We start from the raw sequence: 17,449 nt of genomic DNA on the forward strand, positions 1-17,449 counted from the left end.
AGCGCCGCACGGCCCGCCCTTCGGGCGGACGACGGGGGTTTGAAGACGGACCCTAGCGCGGCTCGTCGGTGAGCTGGACGATCATCTTGCCGGTGTTGGCGCCCTTGAGCATGCCGAGGAAGGCGTCGACGACGTGCTCGAAGCCCCGGACGATCGTCTCGTCCGAGCGGACGGCGCCGGAGCGCAGGTGCGGGACGAGGAAGTCGTACAGCTCGGGGCGGGCGTCGAGGTGGTTCCGGACCAGGAAGCCCTCCAGCCGCAGGCTCTTGCCGACCACGTCGAAGAGGTTGCGCGGCGCGGGCGGCGGCGCCTGGAGGCTGTTGTACTGGGCGACCGCCCCGCACCAGGCGATCCGGCCGTGGTCGCGCAGGGCGCCGATGGCGGCCTCCAGGTGGTCGCCGCCGACGTTGTCGAGGTAGACGTGCAGGCCGTCCGGGGCGGCTTCGCGCAGCCGGTCGGCGATCGGCGCCTCGTGGTAGTCGAAGGCGGCGTCGAAGCCGAGGTGCTCGGTGAGGTGGCGGACCTTGGCGGCGGAGCCCGCGCTGCCGACGATCCGGCCGGCGCCGAGCAGTCGGGCGATCCGGCCGGCCGCGGTGCCGACGCCGCCCGCGGCCGCCGAGACGAAGAGCGTCTCCTCGGGCCGCAGTCGGGCGATCCGGGTCAGGCCGACCCAGGCGGACAGCCCGGTGCCGCCGAGGATGCCGAGGTGGGCGCTGAGCGGGACGCCCGCGAAGTCCGGCAGGACGGTGGCCTCGTCCGGGGTGACCACGGAGAGGGTGCGCCAGGCCCGGCGGTGGTGGACGAGGGTGCCGACGGGCAGTGCGGGCGTCCGGGACTCGACCACGCGGCCCAGGGTGCGGCCCTCCAGCGGGGCGTGCGGCCGCCAGCCGCCGGTCTCGTCCATCTCCTCGCGCATGTACGGGTCGACGGACTGGTGGATGTTCTCGACCAGGGCCTCGCCGGTGGCCAGCGGTGGGACGGTCTCGTCGAGGAAGGCGAAGTTGTCGGCGGTGGGCTCGCCGGTCGGGCGGGAGACGAGGTGGACGACGCGGGCGGTGGGGCGGGACACGGGGGCTCCAGGGGGTGCGAACGAGGCGGTGCGAACGGGGCGGTGCGGGTTGGTGCGGCGCGGTGATGATCACGGTAGGGAGTCCGCGGGCGGGCGGGCAGGGGCCGCCGTCGATGGATGGGCCGGTTCCATGAATGGAATCGATGGATCCGGTAGCGTCGCCCGTATGACCGATCTCGCCCCGCACGAACTGCGCGTCCTGGTGGCCGTGGCCGAGGAACAGGGCTTCACGGCCGCCGCCGCGCGCCTGGAGAGCAGCCAGTCCGCCGTCTCGCACGCCGTGCGCGCCTGCGAACGGAAGCTCGGCACGGTGCTGTTCGAGCGCGGGCGCCACGGCGCGCGCCCGACCGAGGCCGGGGAGCGGGCGGTCGCCTACGCCCGGCGGATCCTGCGGCTGCTGGCGGTGATGGGCCCGGAGGTGCGGGCGACCGGTGCGGGCGACCAGGCCGGGGAGGTCACCGGGACGCTGCGGATCGCCGCCTTCCGCAGCGTCGCCGCCCATCTGCTGCCGCCGGTCCTGGCCCGGCTGACCGCCCGCCACCCGGGGCTGACGCCACGGGTGCGGATCGTCCGCGAGATCGGCCGGGGCACCGCCGGGGAGGTCGCGGACGGCCGGGCCGACCTCGGCCTCGCGACCCTCGACCCCGCCGCGCCGCCGCCCGTCCCCGGCCTGGTCGCGGCCCGGCTGTTCGAGGAGACCTACGCGCTCGCGCACCCGGCCGGGCATCCGGCGCCGCGCGGGCTCCCACTGATCGACTGGGACGAGAACTGCGGCTCCTACACCCGGGACTGGTGGGACCGGCAGGACTGGATCCCGCCCTCGACCATCGACGTCGAGGACGACACGGTGGCCGTCTCCCTGGTCTCCCAGGGCCTGGGGATGGCGATCATGCCCCGGACCGCCCTGCTCGGCGCCCCGCCCGGGCTGGCCGTCACCGGCCTCGGCCCGAACCCGCCGAGCCGGTACGTCGGGTATGTGACGACGCCGGAGCTCGCGGGCACGGCGGCGGTGCGGGCGCTGGTCCGGGAGCTGCGGGAGCTGCGCGGCCGGGCGCTGCCCGAGGGGCTGGCGGCGGCCTGAGGCTGCCTCCGACGGCGACCCGACGCGGCGGACAAGGCCCAGCGGACAAGACTCAGCAGGCGGCTCAGCGGGCCGCGGCGTCGACCGACCCGCGTCGCAGCGCCCACACCGCCGCCGGGGCGGCGCAGACGGCGGCGAGCAGCAGCGCGCCGACCGCCACCGCGCCGACCGGCCGCCACGGGAGCACGAACGGGGCGGGGACCCCGAGCACGGCGATCGCGGCTCGCAGGGAGCCGAGTTGGACGGCGGTGAGCACGCCGCCGAGGACGGCGCCGACCGCTGCCACCAGCACCGCCTCGGCCGTCACCAGCCGCACCACCTGGGCCCGGGACGCGCCGGCCAGCCGGAGCAGGGCCAGCTCGCGGCGGCGGTCGGCGGTGGCCATCAGCAGGGTGTTGGCGAGCGCGATGCCGGTGTAGCCGACGACCGGGACGAGGAGGAACAGGAGCCGCTGCCGGGTGGTGCGGCGGTCGGGGGCCGATGCGGCGAGCCACTCCTCTCGGGTGAACACGGTGGCGTCGTACGGCCGGGCGGCGGCGCGGACGTCGGCCGCCGCCGCCGCCCGCAGGGTCGAGAGGCGCAGGTCGACGCGGTCGGTGCGGGTGCCCGGGGCGTTGGCGGCGGTCACGTACAGGCCGTTGTCGGCGAGCCCGTCGCGCAGCACGGCGGCCACCCGCAGCGTCGTCCGGCTGCCGTCGGCGCGGACCACCGGGACCGGCTCGCCGACCGTGGTGTGCCCCCACTCGGCGGGCAGGACGAGGGAGTCGTCGTCGAGTGCGGCCGCCGAGCCGGCCAGCAGGGGCAGCCGGGACAGCGCCGCGAGCCCGGCCGGATCGGTGACCGCCCGGGCCTCGGAGCGGACGGCCACGCCGTCCGGTTCGACGACGGAGAGGGCGGTCGGGCCGGTGGCGGAGAGCGCGGCCACACCGGGGACGGCGCGCAGCGCCCCGAGCAGCGGGCCGACGGGACCGGCGGCCGGCACGACGACCAGGTCGGCGCCGGTGCGGGCGCGTTGCTCGGCGGACCGGGCGGCGCCCACCGTGTCCAGCGCGCCCGCCAGCGAACCGGTCAGCGCCACCGCGACCAGCACGGGGGCGGCCACCGCGCCCGTCCGGCGGAGCGCGGCGGCGGCGTTGGCGCGCACCAGGCGTCCGGCGTACCCGGTGAGGCGGGCGGGGAGGGCGCGGCCGAGCACCCGGACCAGCGGCGGGGCGAGCAGCGGGGAGAGCAGGCCGGCCGAGGCGATCAGCCACATCGGCTGGGTGGTCCAGGTCTTGCGGTGCAGCAGGTCGGCGGGGTCGGTGGCGAGCGCGGCGCCGGTCAGGGCGGCGGCGGTGAGCAGCAGGCCGAGGCCGGTGAGGAGCCGTCCGGTGGTCAGGACGCCGGTGTCGAGGTCGGCCGCGCGCAGGGCGTCCAGCGGTCCGGTCCGGCCGGCCCGGCGGGCGGCCGCGTGGACGCCGGCGAGGGCGACCAGCAGCCCGGTGCCGAACGCGGTGGGCAGTGGCCACCCGGCGGGGCCGAGGACGAGGCCGGGCGGGACCAGGCCGGCCCCGGACAGCCACCGGAGCAGCGCGGGAGCGGCGAGCCGGCCGAGCAGACAGCCGGTGGCGGAGGCGGCGGCGCCGAGCAGCAGCGCCTCGGTGAGCACGGTGCGGCGGACCTGCGGGCGGGTGGCGCCGGCGAGGCGGAGCAGACCGAGTTCGCGGCGGCGCTGGGCCACGGCGAAGGAGTAGGTGGAGGCGACGACGAACGCCGAGACGAACGCGCTCACCCCGGCGGCGGTGCCCAGTGTCGCGACCGCCGCGGTCAGGTCGTCCCCGCCGGCGGGGTCCGTCGGGCGGGCGGGGTCCGTCGCGCGAGCGGGGTCCGTCGCGGCGGCGAGGCCGAGCAGCATCGCGGCGGTCGTCGCGACGCCGAGGGCGAGCGCGAGGAAGGCGCCGAGCAGTGACACCCGGCGGGCCCGAAGGGACTTGAGCGCGATCCGCAGCATTCTCATGGTGTCCAGCGAACCGCCGCGGGGCGGGGCGGGGCAGCAGGGCCAGGCCCACTCCCGGAGGTGGGGCCCGCCCTACCCCCGGAGGAGGCGGGCGGGGAGCCGGTCCCGTCGGCTCCCGCGCGGAAGGTGGCCCTGGCCCTACCGACGGCCGTCGGGCCGGAACCCTAGGGTGGGCGCGACGGCCGGGGCGGGGGAGGGGTTCGATGGGCGGCGGGTGGTGGGAACCGGTGCTGCGACCGGGGTTCCTGCGGTCGGCGGAGCGGCGGCCGGAGCGGCGGCCGGAGTGGGCGCACCGGTGGGAGTGGGCGCGCCGGCGGGCGGTGGCGCCGTGGCGCGCGGCCGGGTACCTGCTGGCGACCGGGCTGACCGGGCTGCTGCTCTGCGCCGGGCTGCTGGTCTCGGCGGCGGTCGGTGGCGTGCTGGCGGCGCTGCTGGTCGGCCTGCCGTTGCCGGCGGCACTCGCCCTGGTCGGCCTGCCGGTCGCGGCCTGGGAGCGCCGGCTCGCCCGGTTCCTGGACGGCGGCCGGGTGCCGGACCCGCACCGCGTCCCCGACCGTCCGGGCCTGGCGGCCTGGCTGCGGCTGCGCTACCGGGAACGGGCGACCTGGCGGGAGCTGGGTTTCACCCTGCTCTCCGCCTTCGTGCTGTGGCCGGTCGACCTGGCGGTGGTCGGTGGCGCCCTCGCCGTCCCCGGCTGCCTGCTGGCCGCCGCGCCGCTGCTGCTGCTCGACGGCGAGCAGGTGAAGGTGCTGAAACTCTGGGAGGTCCACTCGCTCGGCACGGCGGGCCTGTGCGGACTGGCCGGTCTCGCCCTGCTGCCGCTCCTCGGCCCCCCGCTGGCGCTGGTGGCGGCCGCCCGGGCGGGACTGGTCCGGCGGCTGCTCGGCCCCGGCCGGGAGGAGCGGCGGATCGGTGAGCTCGTCCGCTCCCGCGCCCGGCTGGTGGACGCCTTCGAGGCGGAGCGGCGCCGGATCGAACGGGACCTGCACGACGGCGCCCAGCAGCGCCTGGTGGCCCTGCGGATGACGCTGGGCCTCGCCCGTCTGGACGCCCCGCCGGACGGCCCGCTGGCCTCCCGGCTCACCGAGGCGCACCGGGAGGCCGGCGAGGTGCTCGCCGAACTGCGGGAGCTGATCAACGGCATCCACCCCCGGGTGCTCACCGACCGGGGTCTGCCGGAAGCCTGCGCGGACGTCGCCGACCGCTCGCCGGTGCCGGTCAGCACCCGCTTCGCGCTGCCCGGCCGGTTCCCCGCGCCGGTCGAGTCGGCCGGCTGGTTCGCCGTCACCGAGGCCCTCGCCAATGTCGCCAAGCACAGTGGCGCGGGCACGGCGAGCGTCGAGGGCCGGTACGCGGACGGGCGGCTGACCATCGAGGTGGCCGACGACGGCCGCGGCGGCGCCGACCCCGACCGGGGCACCGGACTGACCGGGCTGGCCGACCGGGTCGCGGTCGTGGACGGCACACTGACGGTGAGCAGTCCGCCCGGCGGACCCACTCTGGTGCGGGTGGAGATCCCCTGCACCCCGGCCGACGGAGGGGAACCGGCCCGATGGACCTGAGGATCGTGCTCGCGGAGGACGGAGTCCTGCTCCGGGAGGGGATGGTCGGCCTGCTGGCCCGGTTCGGGCACCGGGTGGTGGCCGCCGTCGGCGACGCCGGGGCGCTGCGTGCGGCGGTCGAGGAACACGAGCCGGACCTCGTCGTCACCGACGTCCGGATGCCGCCGGGGCAGAGCGACGAGGGGTTGCGCGCGGCCGTCGCCCTGCGCGAGCGGCGCCCGGGCCAGCCGGTCCTGGTGGTCAGCCAGTACGTACAGCGCTCGTACGCGACGGAGCTGCTGGACTCCGGGGACGGGTCCGGCGTCGGCTATCTGCTGAAGGACCGGATCGGCCAGATCGAGGAGTTCGTGGCCGCGGTGACCGAGGTGGCGGCGGGTGGGACGGTGGTCGATCCGGAGGTGGTCCGGCAGCTGCTGCGCCGCCGCCGGGACCCGTTGGAGCGGCTGACCCCGCGTGAGCGGGAGGTGCTGGCGCTGATGGCGGAGGGCCGGTCGAACGCGGCGATCTGCCGGGCGCTGGTGGTGTCGGAGGCGGCGGTGGGCAAGCACATCGGCAACATCCTGATGAAGCTGGACCTGCCCCCGGCGGAGGAGACGCACCGCCGGGTGCTGGCCGTGCTGGAGTTCCTGCGCGCCTGACGGGCCGGGCGCGGCCCCAGGCTCTGACGCGGTCCGGGGCTCTGACGCGGTCCGAGGCTCACGCGCGGTCCGGGGCTCAGGCGCGGCCGGCCGCCGGGTCGGCCGGCTCGGCGTGCTCCGGCGCCGTCGGACCCGGCTCCGCGCGGTCCAGCGCCGCGCGGAGCCCGGCGAACTCCGCCGCCAGCGCGTCCAGGGTGTAGTGGGCGTTGAGCCCGCTGGGATTGGGGAGCACCCAGACGGCGGTGTCGCCGATGCCCTGCTCCTGCCGTCCGATCGACGCCGTCCGCCGGCCGAAGGCGGTGCGGTAGGCGCCGATGCCGAGGACGGCCAGGGCGCGCGGACGCAGCCGCAGTACCCGCTCGGCGAGCGCCGCGCCGCCCGCGCGCAGTTCCTCGGCGGTCAGCTCGTCGGCCTTGGCGGTGGCGCGCGGGGCGACGTTGGTGATGCCGAGGCCAAGGTCGAGCAACTGCCGCTGCTCGTCCGGGCGGAACTGCCGGGGCGTGAACCCGGAGCGGTGCAGCGCGGGCCAGAAGCGGTTGCCCGGCCGGGCGAAGTGGTGGCCGGTGGCGCCGGACCACAGCCCGGGGTTGATGCCGCAGAACAGGACGCGCAGACCGGGGGCGGTGATGTCCTCGATCGTGGTCCCGCGGGCGGCGAGCAGCTGCTCGGCGGTCGGCTTGGGCACCGCGCCCGGAGCGGGGGGCCTGGTCGGCTTCTCGGTCACGGGTCCAGTCTGCCGGTGGGGACCGTCGCCCGGGCGCCCGCCCCCGCCTGCGCTCCATCCGGAGCCACCGCCAGGTCGGGAGCCGGAGCAGGCCCGCTCGCCGCCAGCGACCTGGTCCGCCGCCGCTCCCGCAGCCACCGCACGCCGTACACCGCCGCCGCCGCGTACGCCCAGCCGACGAAGACGTCCACCAGGAAGTGCTCCGCCCCGTACACCAGGGTGAAGGTCATCGCGAGCGGGTAGCCGACCAGCAGCACCCGCAGCCACCGGGCGGCGGTCGGCCAGAAGAAGAACAGCAGCATCGCCGGGTACGCCGAGTGCAGCGAGGGCATCGCCGCGACGTCGTTGGCGAACTGGCTGCCGTTCTCGAACACCGAGGCGGCCCGGGGCAGTCCGCTCCCGCCGAGCACGTCCGAGACCACCCGGGTCAGGGCCGGCAGGTGTCCCTCCTGGGCGGCCAGCCACGGCGGCACCGCCGGGTAGAGGATGTACGTCGCGAAGCCGGCGAAGGTCAGCGCCAGGTAGCAGGTGAGCAGCTGCCGGAACCGGTCGTGGCGGCGGCGCCAGAGCACCGCGAGCACCACGAAGACCGCGAAGAAGTGCGACATGTAGACGGTGACCGCGGCGTAGTCGTACCAGTGCGGCGAGCCTGGTGTGTAGAGCCCGTGCTGGAGCCGGACCGTCAGCGTCTGCCCGAGACCGATGAGTTCGTCGGCCCGCTGCTGCGGCCACAGGTAGGGGCCCCAGGGGGTGTGCGCGCCGTAGCCCCGCAGCAGCGAGTACGTCCAGACGACGGCCATCACCGGGACCCAGTCGCGCAGCACCAGCAGGAACCCGCGCGGGCCGTGCCCGCTGTGCACGCCGGCGGCCAGCAGCGCGCCGATCAGCCACAGGAAGACCAGGTCATTGGTGTACGGCAGGCCGTAGGCGCGCAGGTACCACAGCAGGGCGGCTAGGTAGAGCGGCCACGCCAGCAGCCGGAGGCGGGCGACGGCGCCGGTGCGCGGGCCGCTCCGGGAACCGGTGGCCGGACGCAGCCGCCCGGCGCTCGCGGACGGGGTGGGCGGCGCCGGGCGGAGCATTCTGGTCATGCCGGTCGAAGCTAGCAAGGCATTCTTGGAGAACTCTCGGTGCGAACGTCCGGTCCGTTCAGGAAGAGTTCAGAATTGCCCCGGTTGGTGCAGTGCGGCGACGGCCGACCGGGTGGTCCCAGGTCGGCCCCGGGTCGGCCTCACGTCGGCCTCGAGTCGACCCCGGGTCGACCTCACGTCGGCCCCGGGTCGACTTCACGTCGGCCTCAGGACACGATGCCCAGCTCGTGCGGGGTGTTGTTGAACCGTCGGCCGCCCTGCTCGGTGACCGTGACGATGTCCTCGATCCGGACCCCGAACCGGCCCGGCAGGTAGACCCCGGGCTCGATCGAGAAGCACATGCCGGGGACGAGCGGCTGCTGCTCGCCCTCGACCAGGTACGGCGGCTCGTGCGTGGTGATGCCGATGCCGTGGCCGGTGCGGTGGATGAAGTACTCGCCGTACCCGGCCTCGGTGATGACCCGGCGGGCGATCCGGTCGATCTCCTGGCAGGAGACCCCGGGCCGGACGGCCTCGAACGCGGTCTGCTGCGCCTGCCGGACGACCTCGTGGACCTTCCGCACCTCGTCCGGGACGTCGGTGCCGACGTGCACGGTGCGGGTGGTGTCGGAGCCGTAGCCGTCCTTGAGGCCGCCGAAGTCCAGGACGACGGTGTCGCCGGCCCCGATGACCCGGTCACCGGCCTCGTGGTGCGGGTTGGCGCCGTTGGGGCCGGAGCCGACCACGGTGAAGTCGACCTGGCTGTGCCCGTACTGGATCAGCAGCGCGCTGAGGTCGGCGGCCACGTCGGTCTCCCGGCGGCCGGCGAACTCGACCTCCAGGATGCCCCGGTAGGCGGCGTCGGCGGCGCCGCCGGCCGCGGCGAGGCGCTCCAGTTCGTCGGGGCCCTTCACCGCGCGCAGCATCGGCAGGGTCTCGGTGAGCGAGGTCCAGCCGGCGCCCGGGAGGGCGGACTGCAGGCCGAGCAGGTGCATCGCCCAGGTGTTGTCGGAGACGCCGTACCGCCCGGCCGGGTCGAGCAGCGGGACGGCGGCGGCGTACGGGTCCTGGCCGTCGGTCCAGTGGAGCAGCCGGACGGCGGGGGCGCCCTCGGCCCGCTCGGCGTCGGGGCGCTCCAGGGCGGGGACGATCAGCACGGGCTCGCGTCCGGCGGTGAGGACGAGGGCGGTGAGCCGTTCGGTGACCGCGGTCGGCCGGTAGCCGGTCAGGTGGACGAGGTCGGGCCCGGGGGCGACGACCAGTCCGGCGAGTCCGGCGGCGGTGGCGGCGGCGGTGGCCCGGTCGAGGCGGGTGCGGTAGTCCTCGGTGGTGAAGGGGCGGGGCATGCGGGACTCTCCTGGCAGGGGCATGCGGGGTCTCCTGACTGTGCGGGCGGTCGACGGGCGGGCCGGTTGCGCGTCAACTCCAGCACGGGTGGTGCGTGTTCGTCACGGGCGCGGGTCGTCACGGGCGGTGCGGGGTCGTCATGGGCGGCGGTGCGGTGCGGGGCGGGGCGGGGCGGGGCGGGCACGGGCGGCGGCCGGTCACGGGCGGTGCGAGTCGGCGTAGTGCCGGAGGAAGAGCGCCTCGACGTTGGCCATGTGCTCGATCTCGGTGGGATCGACGCTCTCGTTGGGCGCGTGGATGAGGCAGCGCGGCTCCTCCACGCCCATCAGGATGATCTCCGCCTCCGGGAAGGCCTGGGCGAACACGTTGCAGAGCGGGATCGAGCCGCCCTGGCCGAGGAAGGACATCGGTCGCCCGTAGACCTCCTGCATCGCCTTGTCGAGCGCCGTGTACGCCGGCCCGCCGGTGGCGGCGCGGAACGGCGAACCGGCGGTCTCCGGGGCCACCGCGATCCGCACGCCCCACGGCGCGGCGGCCTCCAGGTGGGCGGTGAGCGCGTCCCGGGCCGCGCCCGGGTCGGTCCCGGGCGGGACGCGCAGGCTGACCCGGGCCCGGGCGGTGGCCGGGATCGCGGCGGCGGACCCCACCACCGGCGGGCAGTCGATGCCGAGCACGGTGACGGCGGGCCGGGCCCACAACCGGTCGGCGACGGTGCCGGAACCGGTCAGCCGGACCCCCTCCAGCACGCCGGCGTCGGCGCGGAACCGCTGCTCGTCGTAGCCGGCCCCGACCCAGGTGCCGGTGCAGTCCAGCCCGTCGATCCGGGTGCCGCCGTCGGCCTCGCGCAGCGAGTCGAGCACCCGGATCAGCGCGGCCAGCGCGTCCGGGGCCGGGCCGCCGAACATGCCGGAGTGCAGGTCGCCGCCGAGCGCGGAGACGGTGACCACCACGTTCACCAGCCCGCGCAGCGAGGTGGTGGCGGTGGGGATGCCGACGGCGGCGTTCCCGGTGTCGCAGACCAGCAGCGCGTCGGCGTGCAACTCGCCGGCGTGCGGCGGCACATAGGCCTCCAGGCCGCCGGTGCCCTGCTCCTCCGAGCCCTCCACGACCAGCTTGAGGCCGACCGGCAGGTCGTCGCCGAGGGCTCGCAGCGCGGTGAGGTGCATGACGATGTTGCCCTTGCAGTCGGCGGTGCCGCGCCCGTACCAGCGGCCGTCGCGCTCGGTGAGTTCGAACGGCGGGGAGGTCCAGGCGGCGTCGTCGAGCGGGGGCTGGACGTCGTAGTGGGCGTAGAGCAGGACGGTCGGCGCGCCGGGCGGCGGCGGGCGGTGGCCGACCACGGCGTGGCTGCCGTCCGGGGTCTCCTCCAGGTGGACGTCGCGCAGTCCGGCCTCGGCGAAGGCCGCGGCGACCCACTCCGCGGCCCGGCGGCAGTTCTCGGCCGGGTACTGGCGCGGGTCGGCGACGGAGGGGAGGGCGACCAGCTCGGCGAGGTCGGTCTTGGCGCGTGGCATCAGGTCGGCGATCCGGCGGGCGAGTTCGTCGGTCATGGGGGCTCCTCCGGGAGCTGTGGGCCGGGCGGGGCGTCAGTTGCGGACGGTGTCGTCGAGCTTGAGGTCGGCGATCTTGTCCTTGATGGCGGCGAGCTTGTCCGGGCAGTACACCGAGAGCACGATCGACTCGGCGAAGACCACCTCGCGGTCGGAGAGCACCGGGCGCTGGCCCGGACCGCTCGCGCCGTTGGACATGCCGTAGTTCCACTGCGCCTGCTTCAGCGCGTCGGCCGGGTCCTCGCAGACGGCGCCGCCGTCCTCGCCCAGGGTGTGCACGATCTGGTTCTGCGTCGGCACCGGGTACCCGGCCGCGCTCAGGGCCGAACCCAGCTGCTCGGCCTTGCGGTTGGCCTCGTTGGTCTGGTGCAGCTGGTTGTAGGTGAGCAGGCCGGTGACCAGCATGCCGACCAGCAGGACGATCGCGCCGAGGTAGATCCAGCGGTGCCGGGAGGCCATCATGCTGGTCATGCCGCACCTCCGTCCTTGCGGGGACCGTCCGCCCCGGCCCCGCCGAGTTCGGCGGCCTCCTGGGCGGCGAGTTCGGCCTGCGCGTCGGGCGAGCGCCACTCCGGCTTGCGCAGCCGCAGGAACAGGTAGGGGATCAGCAGGCCCAGCACCACCAGGCCGCTGCCGACGATCAGCACGTACGACCAGGCCGAGCCGCTGCCGAACTGGGAGGACGGCACGAAGCCGATCGCCATCGCCGCCGCCGAGGCCACCAGGCCGGTGACGGCGATCGGCACCAGGGCCGGCGCGTGGTAGCCGCGCGGATGGTCGGGCTGGGTGCGGCGCAGCCGGATCGCCGCGGCGAACATCAGCAGGTAGACGATCAGGTACACCTGGGTGGTGATCACCGAGAAGACCCAGTAGGCGCTGGAGACGTTCGGGATCAGCGCGTAGGCCAGGGCGATGACGGTGGTGACCACACCCTGGGTGACCAGCAGGTTCTGCTGGACGCCCTCCCGGTTGAGCCGTTGCAGGAACGGCGGGAGGTAGCCCTCCTGGCGGGAGATCAGCAACAGGCCCTTGGAGGGCCCGGCGAGCCAGGTGAGCATGCCGCCGAGCGAGGCGGCGACCAGCGCCACCGCGATCACCGGGGTCAGCCAGCCGATGTGGAAGTACTGGAAGAAGGCGTCGAAGGCCTGCATCACGCCGGCCGTCAGGCTCAGCTCGGCGGACGGCACCACCCAGCTGATCGCCAGCGCCGGGAGGATGAAGATCGCCAGCACCATCCCCGAGGCGGTGAACATCGCGCGCGGGAACTCCTTGGCGGGGGAGCGCAGCGAGGAGACGTGCACCGCGTTCATCTCCATGCCGGAGTAGCTGAGGAAGTTGTTGACGATCAGCACCAGGCTGGCCAGGCCGGTCCACTGCGGGAACAGGTGCGAGGCGTTCATCGGCGCGGCGGACTGGTTGCCCTGGCCGAGGAAGACCATGCCGAGCACGACGAGCAGCGTGCCGGGGATCAGCGTCCCGATGACCAGGCCCATCGAGGAGAGCCCGGCCACCGCCTTGGTGCCCCGGGAGGACACCCAGACGCCGGACCAGTAGAGCACCATGATCACGATCGCGGTGTACAGGCCGTTGCTCGCCAGCGCGGGGTTGACGACGTAGGCGATGGTCGAGGCCACGTACGCGAGCAGGGACGGGTAGTAGAAGATCGTCATCGCGAACTGGCACCAGACGGCCAGGAAGCCGAGGGGCTTGGACAGGCCCTCCGACACCCAGCGGTAGACGCCGCCCTCCCAGCCGGACGCCAGCTCGGCCGAGACCATCGCGGTCGGCAGCAGGAAGACGACGGCCGGGAGCAGGTAGAGGAAGACGCAGGCGAGGCCGTAGACCGCCATGGTGGGCGCGGCGCGCAGACTGGCCACCGAACTGGTGGTCATCAGGGCGAGCGTCAGCCAGGACATCCGGGGCGCGTTGGCGATCCTGTTGGCCACCGCACCGGTGCGCTCGCGGGTCGTCCGTGACGAGGGGCCGTCGGGTGCGCCGCCGGGTGCGCCGCCGGGCGTGCCTCCGGGCGTGCCTCCGGGCGTTCCCCCGCCGGAGGCGCCGCCGGGGGGTGCGCCTCCGCCGGGACTGCCCCGGCCGGACGACGGTATGTCCATGGAACTCATGGGTCCTCCTGGGGTGGCCCGACAGCACTGGTCCGGGGGTGGCCCCGGGGCGGGCCGTACCCGGCCAGTTCACCCGGTTGGCGATGAGGCCGCATGCGGCGGGCGTCCGCCCGGGTGAGCGGTGGTCAGAGCGGGCGCTGATCAGGGAGGGCGATGGGGGCCGTGCCGACGTCCGCTCCGGGGCCACGCTGCCGTTCGCTCCGGAGCCGGCCGCCGGAACCGGTCGTCGGCTTCCGGCTTCCGGCTTCCGGCTTCCGGCTTCCGGAACGACGGCGGGCCGGGCACGGAATCGTAAACCCCGGGCGGACTGTCGGTGCCATGGTTCAGGATGACTGAATGTCATACGAACTTCAGGCGCTGATCGGCCCGGCGGAGCTGGTCGCGGTGGCGGCCGCCGAGGTTCCGGCCGCCCGCCCGCGGCCACTCGCGCAGGGGCTGGCACTGATACCGGCTACCCCCGAGTTCCTGGCCGCCTTCCGCGGCGGCGAGGGGAATCCGTCGGCTCCGGCGGCCCCGCCCGCGCCGCGCGCGGTCACCGCGGTCCCGTTCGACTGGTTCCCCGACGGTCTCGAACGCCGGCTCGCCGCCTGGTCCAAGGCCGCGCCGATCGCCTGCGTCGAGGCCGACTACTTCGGCGGCACCGGCACCCAGCGCGCCGCCGTCTGGGCGGACGGCCGGCTCGACCTCGGCCCCGTCACCAGCGGCGGGTCCGAACCCTTCCCGCCCGAGGGCAGCCCGATCTCCAGGGCCCTGCGGCGGCTCGGCGCCCAGGTGGGGGAGGGCGGCGCCCGCGACGAGTTCGACGCGGTCGGGCTCGGCGCCCACCGGAGCACGGCCTCCTGGGCCTCCGGCGGCTGACGTCCGGCCGGCCGGACGCCGGCCCGGCCATCCAGCGTCCTCCATCCCTCCCGCCCCGTTCCCCCGTTCTCCCAGCCCCGCCGGCCCCGGAACGCGCCGAGGGCGTGGTGACGTCGCCGGCCTGGTCACCACGCCCTCGGCCGGTCGCCGCACCGGCGGCGGCCCGCGACTAGCGGTAGTTCACGTACTGGAGCGCGAAGTCCAGGTCCTTGCCCTTGAGCAGGGCCTGCACGGTCTGGAGGTCGTCACGGCTCTTCGAGGTCACCCGGAGCTCGTCGCCCTGGACCTGGGCCTTGACGCCCTTCGGGCCCTCGTCCCGGATGATCTTCGCGACCTTCTTGGCATCGTCCTGGGAGATGCCCTCCTTCACGTCCGCGAAGATCTTGTACTCCTTGCCGGACAGCTGCGGCTCCTTCGCGTCCAGCGCCTTGAGCGACAGGCCGCGCTTGATGAACTTGCTCTGCAGCACGTCCAGGATCGCCTTGACGCGCTCCTCGCCGTTGGCCTTCATCTCGATCGTCTCGCCGGAGCGCTTGATCTCGGCGCCGACGTTCTTGAAGTCGAAGCGCGTGGAGATCTCGCGGGAGGTCTGGTTGATCGCGTTGTCGACCTCCTGCCACTCGACCTTCGAGACGATGTCGAAACTGGAGTCGGCCATGGGTGTTGGTCTCCTTGATGTTCTGGCTGCACTGACACGGCCCACCCCACCGGGCGTCCGCCGTCCCAGCCTATCCAGCCGACCCCCACCCCCGCCCGGGACGCCCGCGCCGCACCCCGCCGTCCGGCCCCGCGGAACCGGGTGGCGAACCACCCCCTGGCATCGGGTAAGGTTTACCCAGTCGAACGGGGCAAGCCCCCGGGAGACAGACATCCTGGCTGGTTGCCCGAGCGGCCAAAGGGAGCAGACTGTAAATCTGCCGCGCAAGCTACGCAGGTTCGAACCCTGCACCAGCCACAGGATAAAGAACGGCCCCTGATCTGCGGAAACGCAGATCAGGGGCCTCTCTCGTTCAGTCGAACGCCCGCAGTGCCCGGAAGGCCGTTTCGCGAGGTTTGTCCCACCTCTCGCCGCCCGGATCCCGGCGTTGACCAGCAGTTCCGGACCAGGCGCGGACCAGGCTCAGCCGGCCCGGCGCCGGAGGCGTTCGGTGATCAGCCGGCTGGCGTGGTCTTCGTCACCGTGGATGCACTCCGCGTAGCCGCGGAGCAGGACGGCGATGCCGTGCCCGGCCCGGCGCGCGCCACTCCGGAGGCGAGCCACAGCGAGATCCCGGCATGCCGACCGTCATAGGGACGCTTCGCCAGCGGCGCGGCCTACTCCTCCGGGCAGCGACCCAACGACTCCATAGCCGCCCTCCTGCACCATGCCGTCGCGGAAGGTCCGGAACAGCCGCCCGTCCGGCGCTGTGCCGTCGCTGCGCAGGTGGACGACTTCCCCAGGACGCAGGAATTCTTGATGCGTCGCCCGGGCGGCCAGCCAGCATGGAAGTTCGATCGTTCTCGCTCGATAACTCCGTGATGATGCTCTGAGTCCCGCGGTGCATCAAGCCCCCGCAGCGAGTCCGCTGCGGGGGCCTCGCTCTTCTGCGGGGCGCGTGACGTCGGTAGGTTCTGGGTGGTGATTACTCAGATCGTCACGCTGGTGGGGGTTCTGCTGGGCGCGCTCACCTCGTTCGTGGCCACCGGGTGGGCGGAGCGGGTCAAGCACCGCCGGCTGATGGACACGAGGTGGGATGAGCGGAAGCTCGACACCTACGTGCAGTACGCGACCTGCGTGAAGGAGATCGCGGCGGTGGCCAAGCGGGCCGTCGATGCCGAGGCGGGGTCGACGGCGCGGGCGGAGTTTCTGGCAACGATGGAGCAAGCGGAGATCCAGCGGTCGGCGCTCTTCGAGACGCTCGTGCTGCTGGCGAGCCCGGCCGCGGTGGAGGCAGCGAAGGCGGTGAACGTCGCGTTGTGGGAGTCCGAGATCGCGGCCCGCGGGCGCGCCGACGTGCCCGACGGCGCCGCTCTGGTCGAGTTGCTCAACGCCTACCACTCGCAGGCTCGGCTCGACCTCGGCGTCGGTAGCCCGGCTGGTGGAGCGTGATCGGGGACACAGAAGGGCTGGTCCGGGCAGCGGAGATCCCTGTCCGGACTGGCTCTTCTGGCGCTTGGGGGAGTGGGGCCGGGAGAGGCCGTCGAGACCATGATCCGGACTGGTGGCGGTCAGAGCATGCCGGGTCAGCGGTCTGTGAATCTGCCGCGCAAGCTGCGCAGGTTCGAACCCTGCGCCAGCCGCAGGATTGGGAACGGCCCCCGATTCACGGAGATGTGAGTCGGGGGCCGTTCTGCGTTTGCGGGTGGGTGGTGAGGAGGAGGGTGGCGGCGGTGGGGGTGTCGGGGGCGGTGTGGGTGGGGGCGGGGTGGGTCGGGGGGAGGGGTGGGGGTGGGGTCGGGGTGATCCAGATGGAGCGGAGGCCGGTGGCGTGGGCACCGCGGAGGTCGGTGGCGGGGTTGTTGCCGACCATCCAGTCGGCGGGGGTGAGGGTGCGGCCGAGGCGGGTGGCGGCGAGGTGGAAGACCGCGGGGTCCGGTTTGCGGGCGCCTGCCTCCTCGGAGACGACGACGGCGTCGACGGCGGGAAGAAGGCCGGTGCGGGCGAGTTTGGCGCGCTGGATGTCGGTGCAGCCGTTGGTGACGACGGCGATGGGCCAGCCGGCCGCGCGCAGGGCGGCGAGGGCCTCGGGGACGCCGGGGAGCGGGTGGGTGCGGGCGGCCTCGTGGGCGACGTGCTCCTCCCAGAGGTCGGCACCGGTGTGCGGGAGGCCGTAGCGGGCGGCGATCCGGGCGAAGCCGGTGGGGGAGCGGTCGGCGCGGAAGAGCGTGAAGACGGTGGGGGCGGCCTCGGCGGGCAGGCCGTGGGTGGCGCAGAAGGTCGGGGTCCAGGCGTCGGGGCCGCCCTCGCGTTCGACCAGGGTGTGGTCCAGGTCGACCAGGAGCAGAGGCGATCGCGGGGAGTGGGTGGTCATGTGCGGAGAGTAGTGGATCGTCGAGGGTTCGAGTTATTGCGAATGACTTGCAATTACCTTAGGCAGGCAGCACAGTGGTGGGGCAGGGTGGGGTCGGACCGTTTCAGCTTGCCTGCAGAGCAGTCCCGGCTGTGCGGAAGCACGCCGGGAGTCCTCCCTCGCAGCTGATCGTCTTCCCAGCCGGCGTCCGCCGGGACAGCGGTCCGCCCACCCCGCCCAAGCCCACGCCACGCGCAGTGCGGGGGGCGAATTAGGCTTTATGTCCGGATGTAAGAGAGTCGATCGTCATATCTTGACGATGTCTTAACGGCCCCTTCGGCAGCCCCCGAAATGCCTCCACCCCGCCCGGCACGCCCCGCCCATAGCGGCTCCTACCTGCGGAAACACCCCGCCGCTCGGGAGTGTCGGGCGTCCCGCGCA

General features: G+C 74.5%; 16 protein-coding genes and 1 tRNA gene. 6 read left to right on the forward strand and 11 right to left on the reverse strand.

Annotated elements, in window-relative coordinates; translation table 11 throughout:
- Positions 1-52 precede the first annotated feature (52 nt).
- Positions 53-1,069 (reverse strand): NADP-dependent oxidoreductase, encoded by a 1,017-nt coding sequence (locus SM793_RS32705; protein ID WP_320441959.1) that lies wholly within the window; start codon positions 1,067-1,069, stop codon positions 53-55.
- A gap of 166 nt (positions 1,070-1,235) precedes the next feature.
- Between SM793_RS32705 and SM793_RS32710 the strand changes: the two genes are divergently transcribed.
- Positions 1,236-2,150 (forward strand): LysR family transcriptional regulator, encoded by a 915-nt coding sequence (locus SM793_RS32710; RefSeq protein WP_320441960.1) that lies wholly within the window; start codon positions 1,236-1,238, stop codon positions 2,148-2,150.
- A 64-nt stretch (positions 2,151-2,214) separates the two neighbouring features.
- On the opposite strand, the gene SM793_RS32715 is transcribed toward SM793_RS32710, so the two are convergent.
- Positions 2,215-4,146: an FtsX-like permease family protein gene (locus tag SM793_RS32715; RefSeq protein ID WP_320441961.1), complete on the reverse strand. Its 1,932-nt coding sequence runs from the start codon at positions 4,144-4,146 to the stop codon at positions 2,215-2,217.
- A gap of 227 nt (positions 4,147-4,373) precedes the next feature.
- On the opposite strand from SM793_RS32715, the gene SM793_RS32720 reads away from it, so the two are divergent.
- Positions 4,374-5,708 carry a sensor histidine kinase gene (locus SM793_RS32720; protein WP_413816089.1) on the forward strand — a complete coding sequence of 445 codons (1,335 nt, stop codon included), beginning with the start codon at positions 4,374-4,376 and terminating at the stop codon, positions 5,706-5,708.
- Positions 5,699-6,346, forward strand: coding sequence for a response regulator transcription factor (locus SM793_RS32725; protein WP_320441962.1), 648 nt, complete (start codon positions 5,699-5,701; stop codon positions 6,344-6,346). Before SM793_RS32720 ends, SM793_RS32725 begins: the two co-directional genes overlap by 10 nt.
- Before the next feature lie 76 nt (positions 6,347-6,422).
- Here SM793_RS32725 and mug read toward each other — a convergent pair whose 3' ends face one another.
- From mug to SM793_RS32755, 6 genes are all read right to left on the reverse strand, one after another.
- Positions 6,423-7,070 (reverse strand): G/U mismatch-specific DNA glycosylase, encoded by a 648-nt coding sequence (mug, locus tag SM793_RS32730; RefSeq protein WP_320441963.1) that lies wholly within the window; start codon positions 7,068-7,070, stop codon positions 6,423-6,425.
- Positions 7,067-8,161, reverse strand: coding sequence for a phosphatase PAP2 family protein (locus SM793_RS32735; RefSeq protein ID WP_320441964.1), 1,095 nt, complete (start codon positions 8,159-8,161; stop codon positions 7,067-7,069). The genes mug and SM793_RS32735 overlap by 4 nt, the downstream gene beginning before the upstream one ends.
- A gap of 206 nt (positions 8,162-8,367) precedes the next feature.
- Positions 8,368-9,486, reverse strand: coding sequence for an aminopeptidase P family protein (locus SM793_RS32740; RefSeq protein WP_320441965.1), 1,119 nt, complete (start codon positions 9,484-9,486; stop codon positions 8,368-8,370).
- Positions 9,487-9,684: 198 nt separating this feature from the next.
- Complete coding sequence (locus tag SM793_RS32745; RefSeq protein ID WP_320441966.1) at positions 9,685-11,037, reverse strand: dipeptidase; 1,353 nt, start codon at positions 11,035-11,037, stop codon at positions 9,685-9,687.
- Between the two features lie 36 nt (positions 11,038-11,073).
- On the reverse strand, positions 11,074-11,508 hold the full coding sequence (locus SM793_RS32750; protein WP_320441967.1) for a hypothetical protein: 435 nt from the start codon (positions 11,506-11,508) through the stop codon (positions 11,074-11,076).
- Positions 11,505-12,953: an APC family permease gene (locus tag SM793_RS32755; protein WP_320441979.1), complete on the reverse strand. Its 1,449-nt coding sequence runs from the start codon at positions 12,951-12,953 to the stop codon at positions 11,505-11,507. The genes SM793_RS32750 and SM793_RS32755 overlap by 4 nt, the downstream gene beginning before the upstream one ends.
- A gap of 543 nt (positions 12,954-13,496) precedes the next feature.
- Here SM793_RS32755 and SM793_RS32760 point away from each other — a divergent pair.
- A complete protein-coding gene (locus tag SM793_RS32760) occupies positions 13,497-14,018 on the forward strand; it encodes a hypothetical protein (RefSeq protein ID WP_320441968.1) in 522 nt (173 codons plus the stop codon).
- A gap of 169 nt (positions 14,019-14,187) precedes the next feature.
- On the opposite strand, the gene SM793_RS32765 is transcribed toward SM793_RS32760, so the two are convergent.
- Entirely contained in the window at positions 14,188-14,676 is a 489-nt protein-coding gene (locus SM793_RS32765; protein ID WP_030393881.1) for a YajQ family cyclic di-GMP-binding protein, read from the reverse strand.
- A gap of 216 nt (positions 14,677-14,892) precedes the next feature.
- On the opposite strand from SM793_RS32765, the gene SM793_RS32770 reads away from it, so the two are divergent.
- A tRNA-Tyr gene (locus tag SM793_RS32770) sits at positions 14,893-14,973 on the forward strand.
- A gap of 165 nt (positions 14,974-15,138) precedes the next feature.
- Here SM793_RS32770 and SM793_RS32775 read toward each other — a convergent pair.
- Positions 15,139-15,279 carry a hypothetical protein gene (locus SM793_RS32775; protein ID WP_320441969.1) on the reverse strand — a complete coding sequence of 47 codons (141 nt, stop codon included), beginning with the start codon at positions 15,277-15,279 and terminating at the stop codon, positions 15,139-15,141.
- A gap of 357 nt (positions 15,280-15,636) precedes the next feature.
- Here SM793_RS32775 and SM793_RS32780 point away from each other — a divergent pair, with 357 nt between their 5' ends.
- Complete coding sequence (locus SM793_RS32780; protein ID WP_320441970.1) at positions 15,637-16,107, forward strand: hypothetical protein; 471 nt, start codon at positions 15,637-15,639, stop codon at positions 16,105-16,107.
- A 214-nt stretch (positions 16,108-16,321) separates the two neighbouring features.
- On the opposite strand, the gene SM793_RS32785 is transcribed toward SM793_RS32780, so the two are convergent.
- Positions 16,322-17,029 carry an HAD family hydrolase gene (locus SM793_RS32785; protein WP_320441971.1) on the reverse strand — a complete coding sequence of 236 codons (708 nt, stop codon included), beginning with the start codon at positions 17,027-17,029 and terminating at the stop codon, positions 16,322-16,324.
- Positions 17,030-17,449: the final 420 nt, after the last annotated feature.

It is taken from the genome of Kitasatospora purpeofusca (assembly GCF_034043715.1).
GTDB lineage: Bacteria > Actinomycetota > Actinomycetes > Streptomycetales > Streptomycetaceae > Kitasatospora > Kitasatospora purpeofusca_A.

Coding starts and splice junctions, on each gene's coding strand:
- SM793_RS32710 (WP_320441960.1), top strand. CDS start 1,236: ATGACCGATCTCGCCCCGCACGAACTGCGCGTCCTGGTGGCCGTGGCC.
- SM793_RS32715 (WP_320441961.1), bottom strand. CDS start 4,146: ATGAGAATGCTGCGGATCGCGCTCAAGTCCCTTCGGGCCCGCCGGGTG.
- SM793_RS32725 (WP_320441962.1), top strand. CDS start 5,699: ATGGACCTGAGGATCGTGCTCGCGGAGGACGGAGTCCTGCTCCGGGAG.
- SM793_RS32735 (WP_320441964.1), bottom strand. CDS start 8,161: ATGACCAGAATGCTCCGCCCGGCGCCGCCCACCCCGTCCGCGAGCGCC.
- SM793_RS32740 (WP_320441965.1), bottom strand. CDS start 9,486: ATGCCCCGCCCCTTCACCACCGAGGACTACCGCACCCGCCTCGACCGG.
- SM793_RS32745 (WP_320441966.1), bottom strand. CDS start 11,037: ATGACCGACGAACTCGCCCGCCGGATCGCCGACCTGATGCCACGCGCC.
- SM793_RS32750 (WP_320441967.1), bottom strand. CDS start 11,508: ATGACCAGCATGATGGCCTCCCGGCACCGCTGGATCTACCTCGGCGCG.
- SM793_RS32755 (WP_320441979.1), bottom strand. CDS start 12,953: ATGTCCTGGCTGACGCTCGCCCTGATGACCACCAGTTCGGTGGCCAGT.
- SM793_RS32760 (WP_320441968.1), top strand. CDS start 13,497: ATGTCATACGAACTTCAGGCGCTGATCGGCCCGGCGGAGCTGGTCGCG.
- SM793_RS32765 (WP_030393881.1), bottom strand. CDS start 14,676: ATGGCCGACTCCAGTTTCGACATCGTCTCGAAGGTCGAGTGGCAGGAG.
- SM793_RS32785 (WP_320441971.1), bottom strand. CDS start 17,029: ATGACCACCCACTCCCCGCGATCGCCTCTGCTCCTGGTCGACCTGGAC.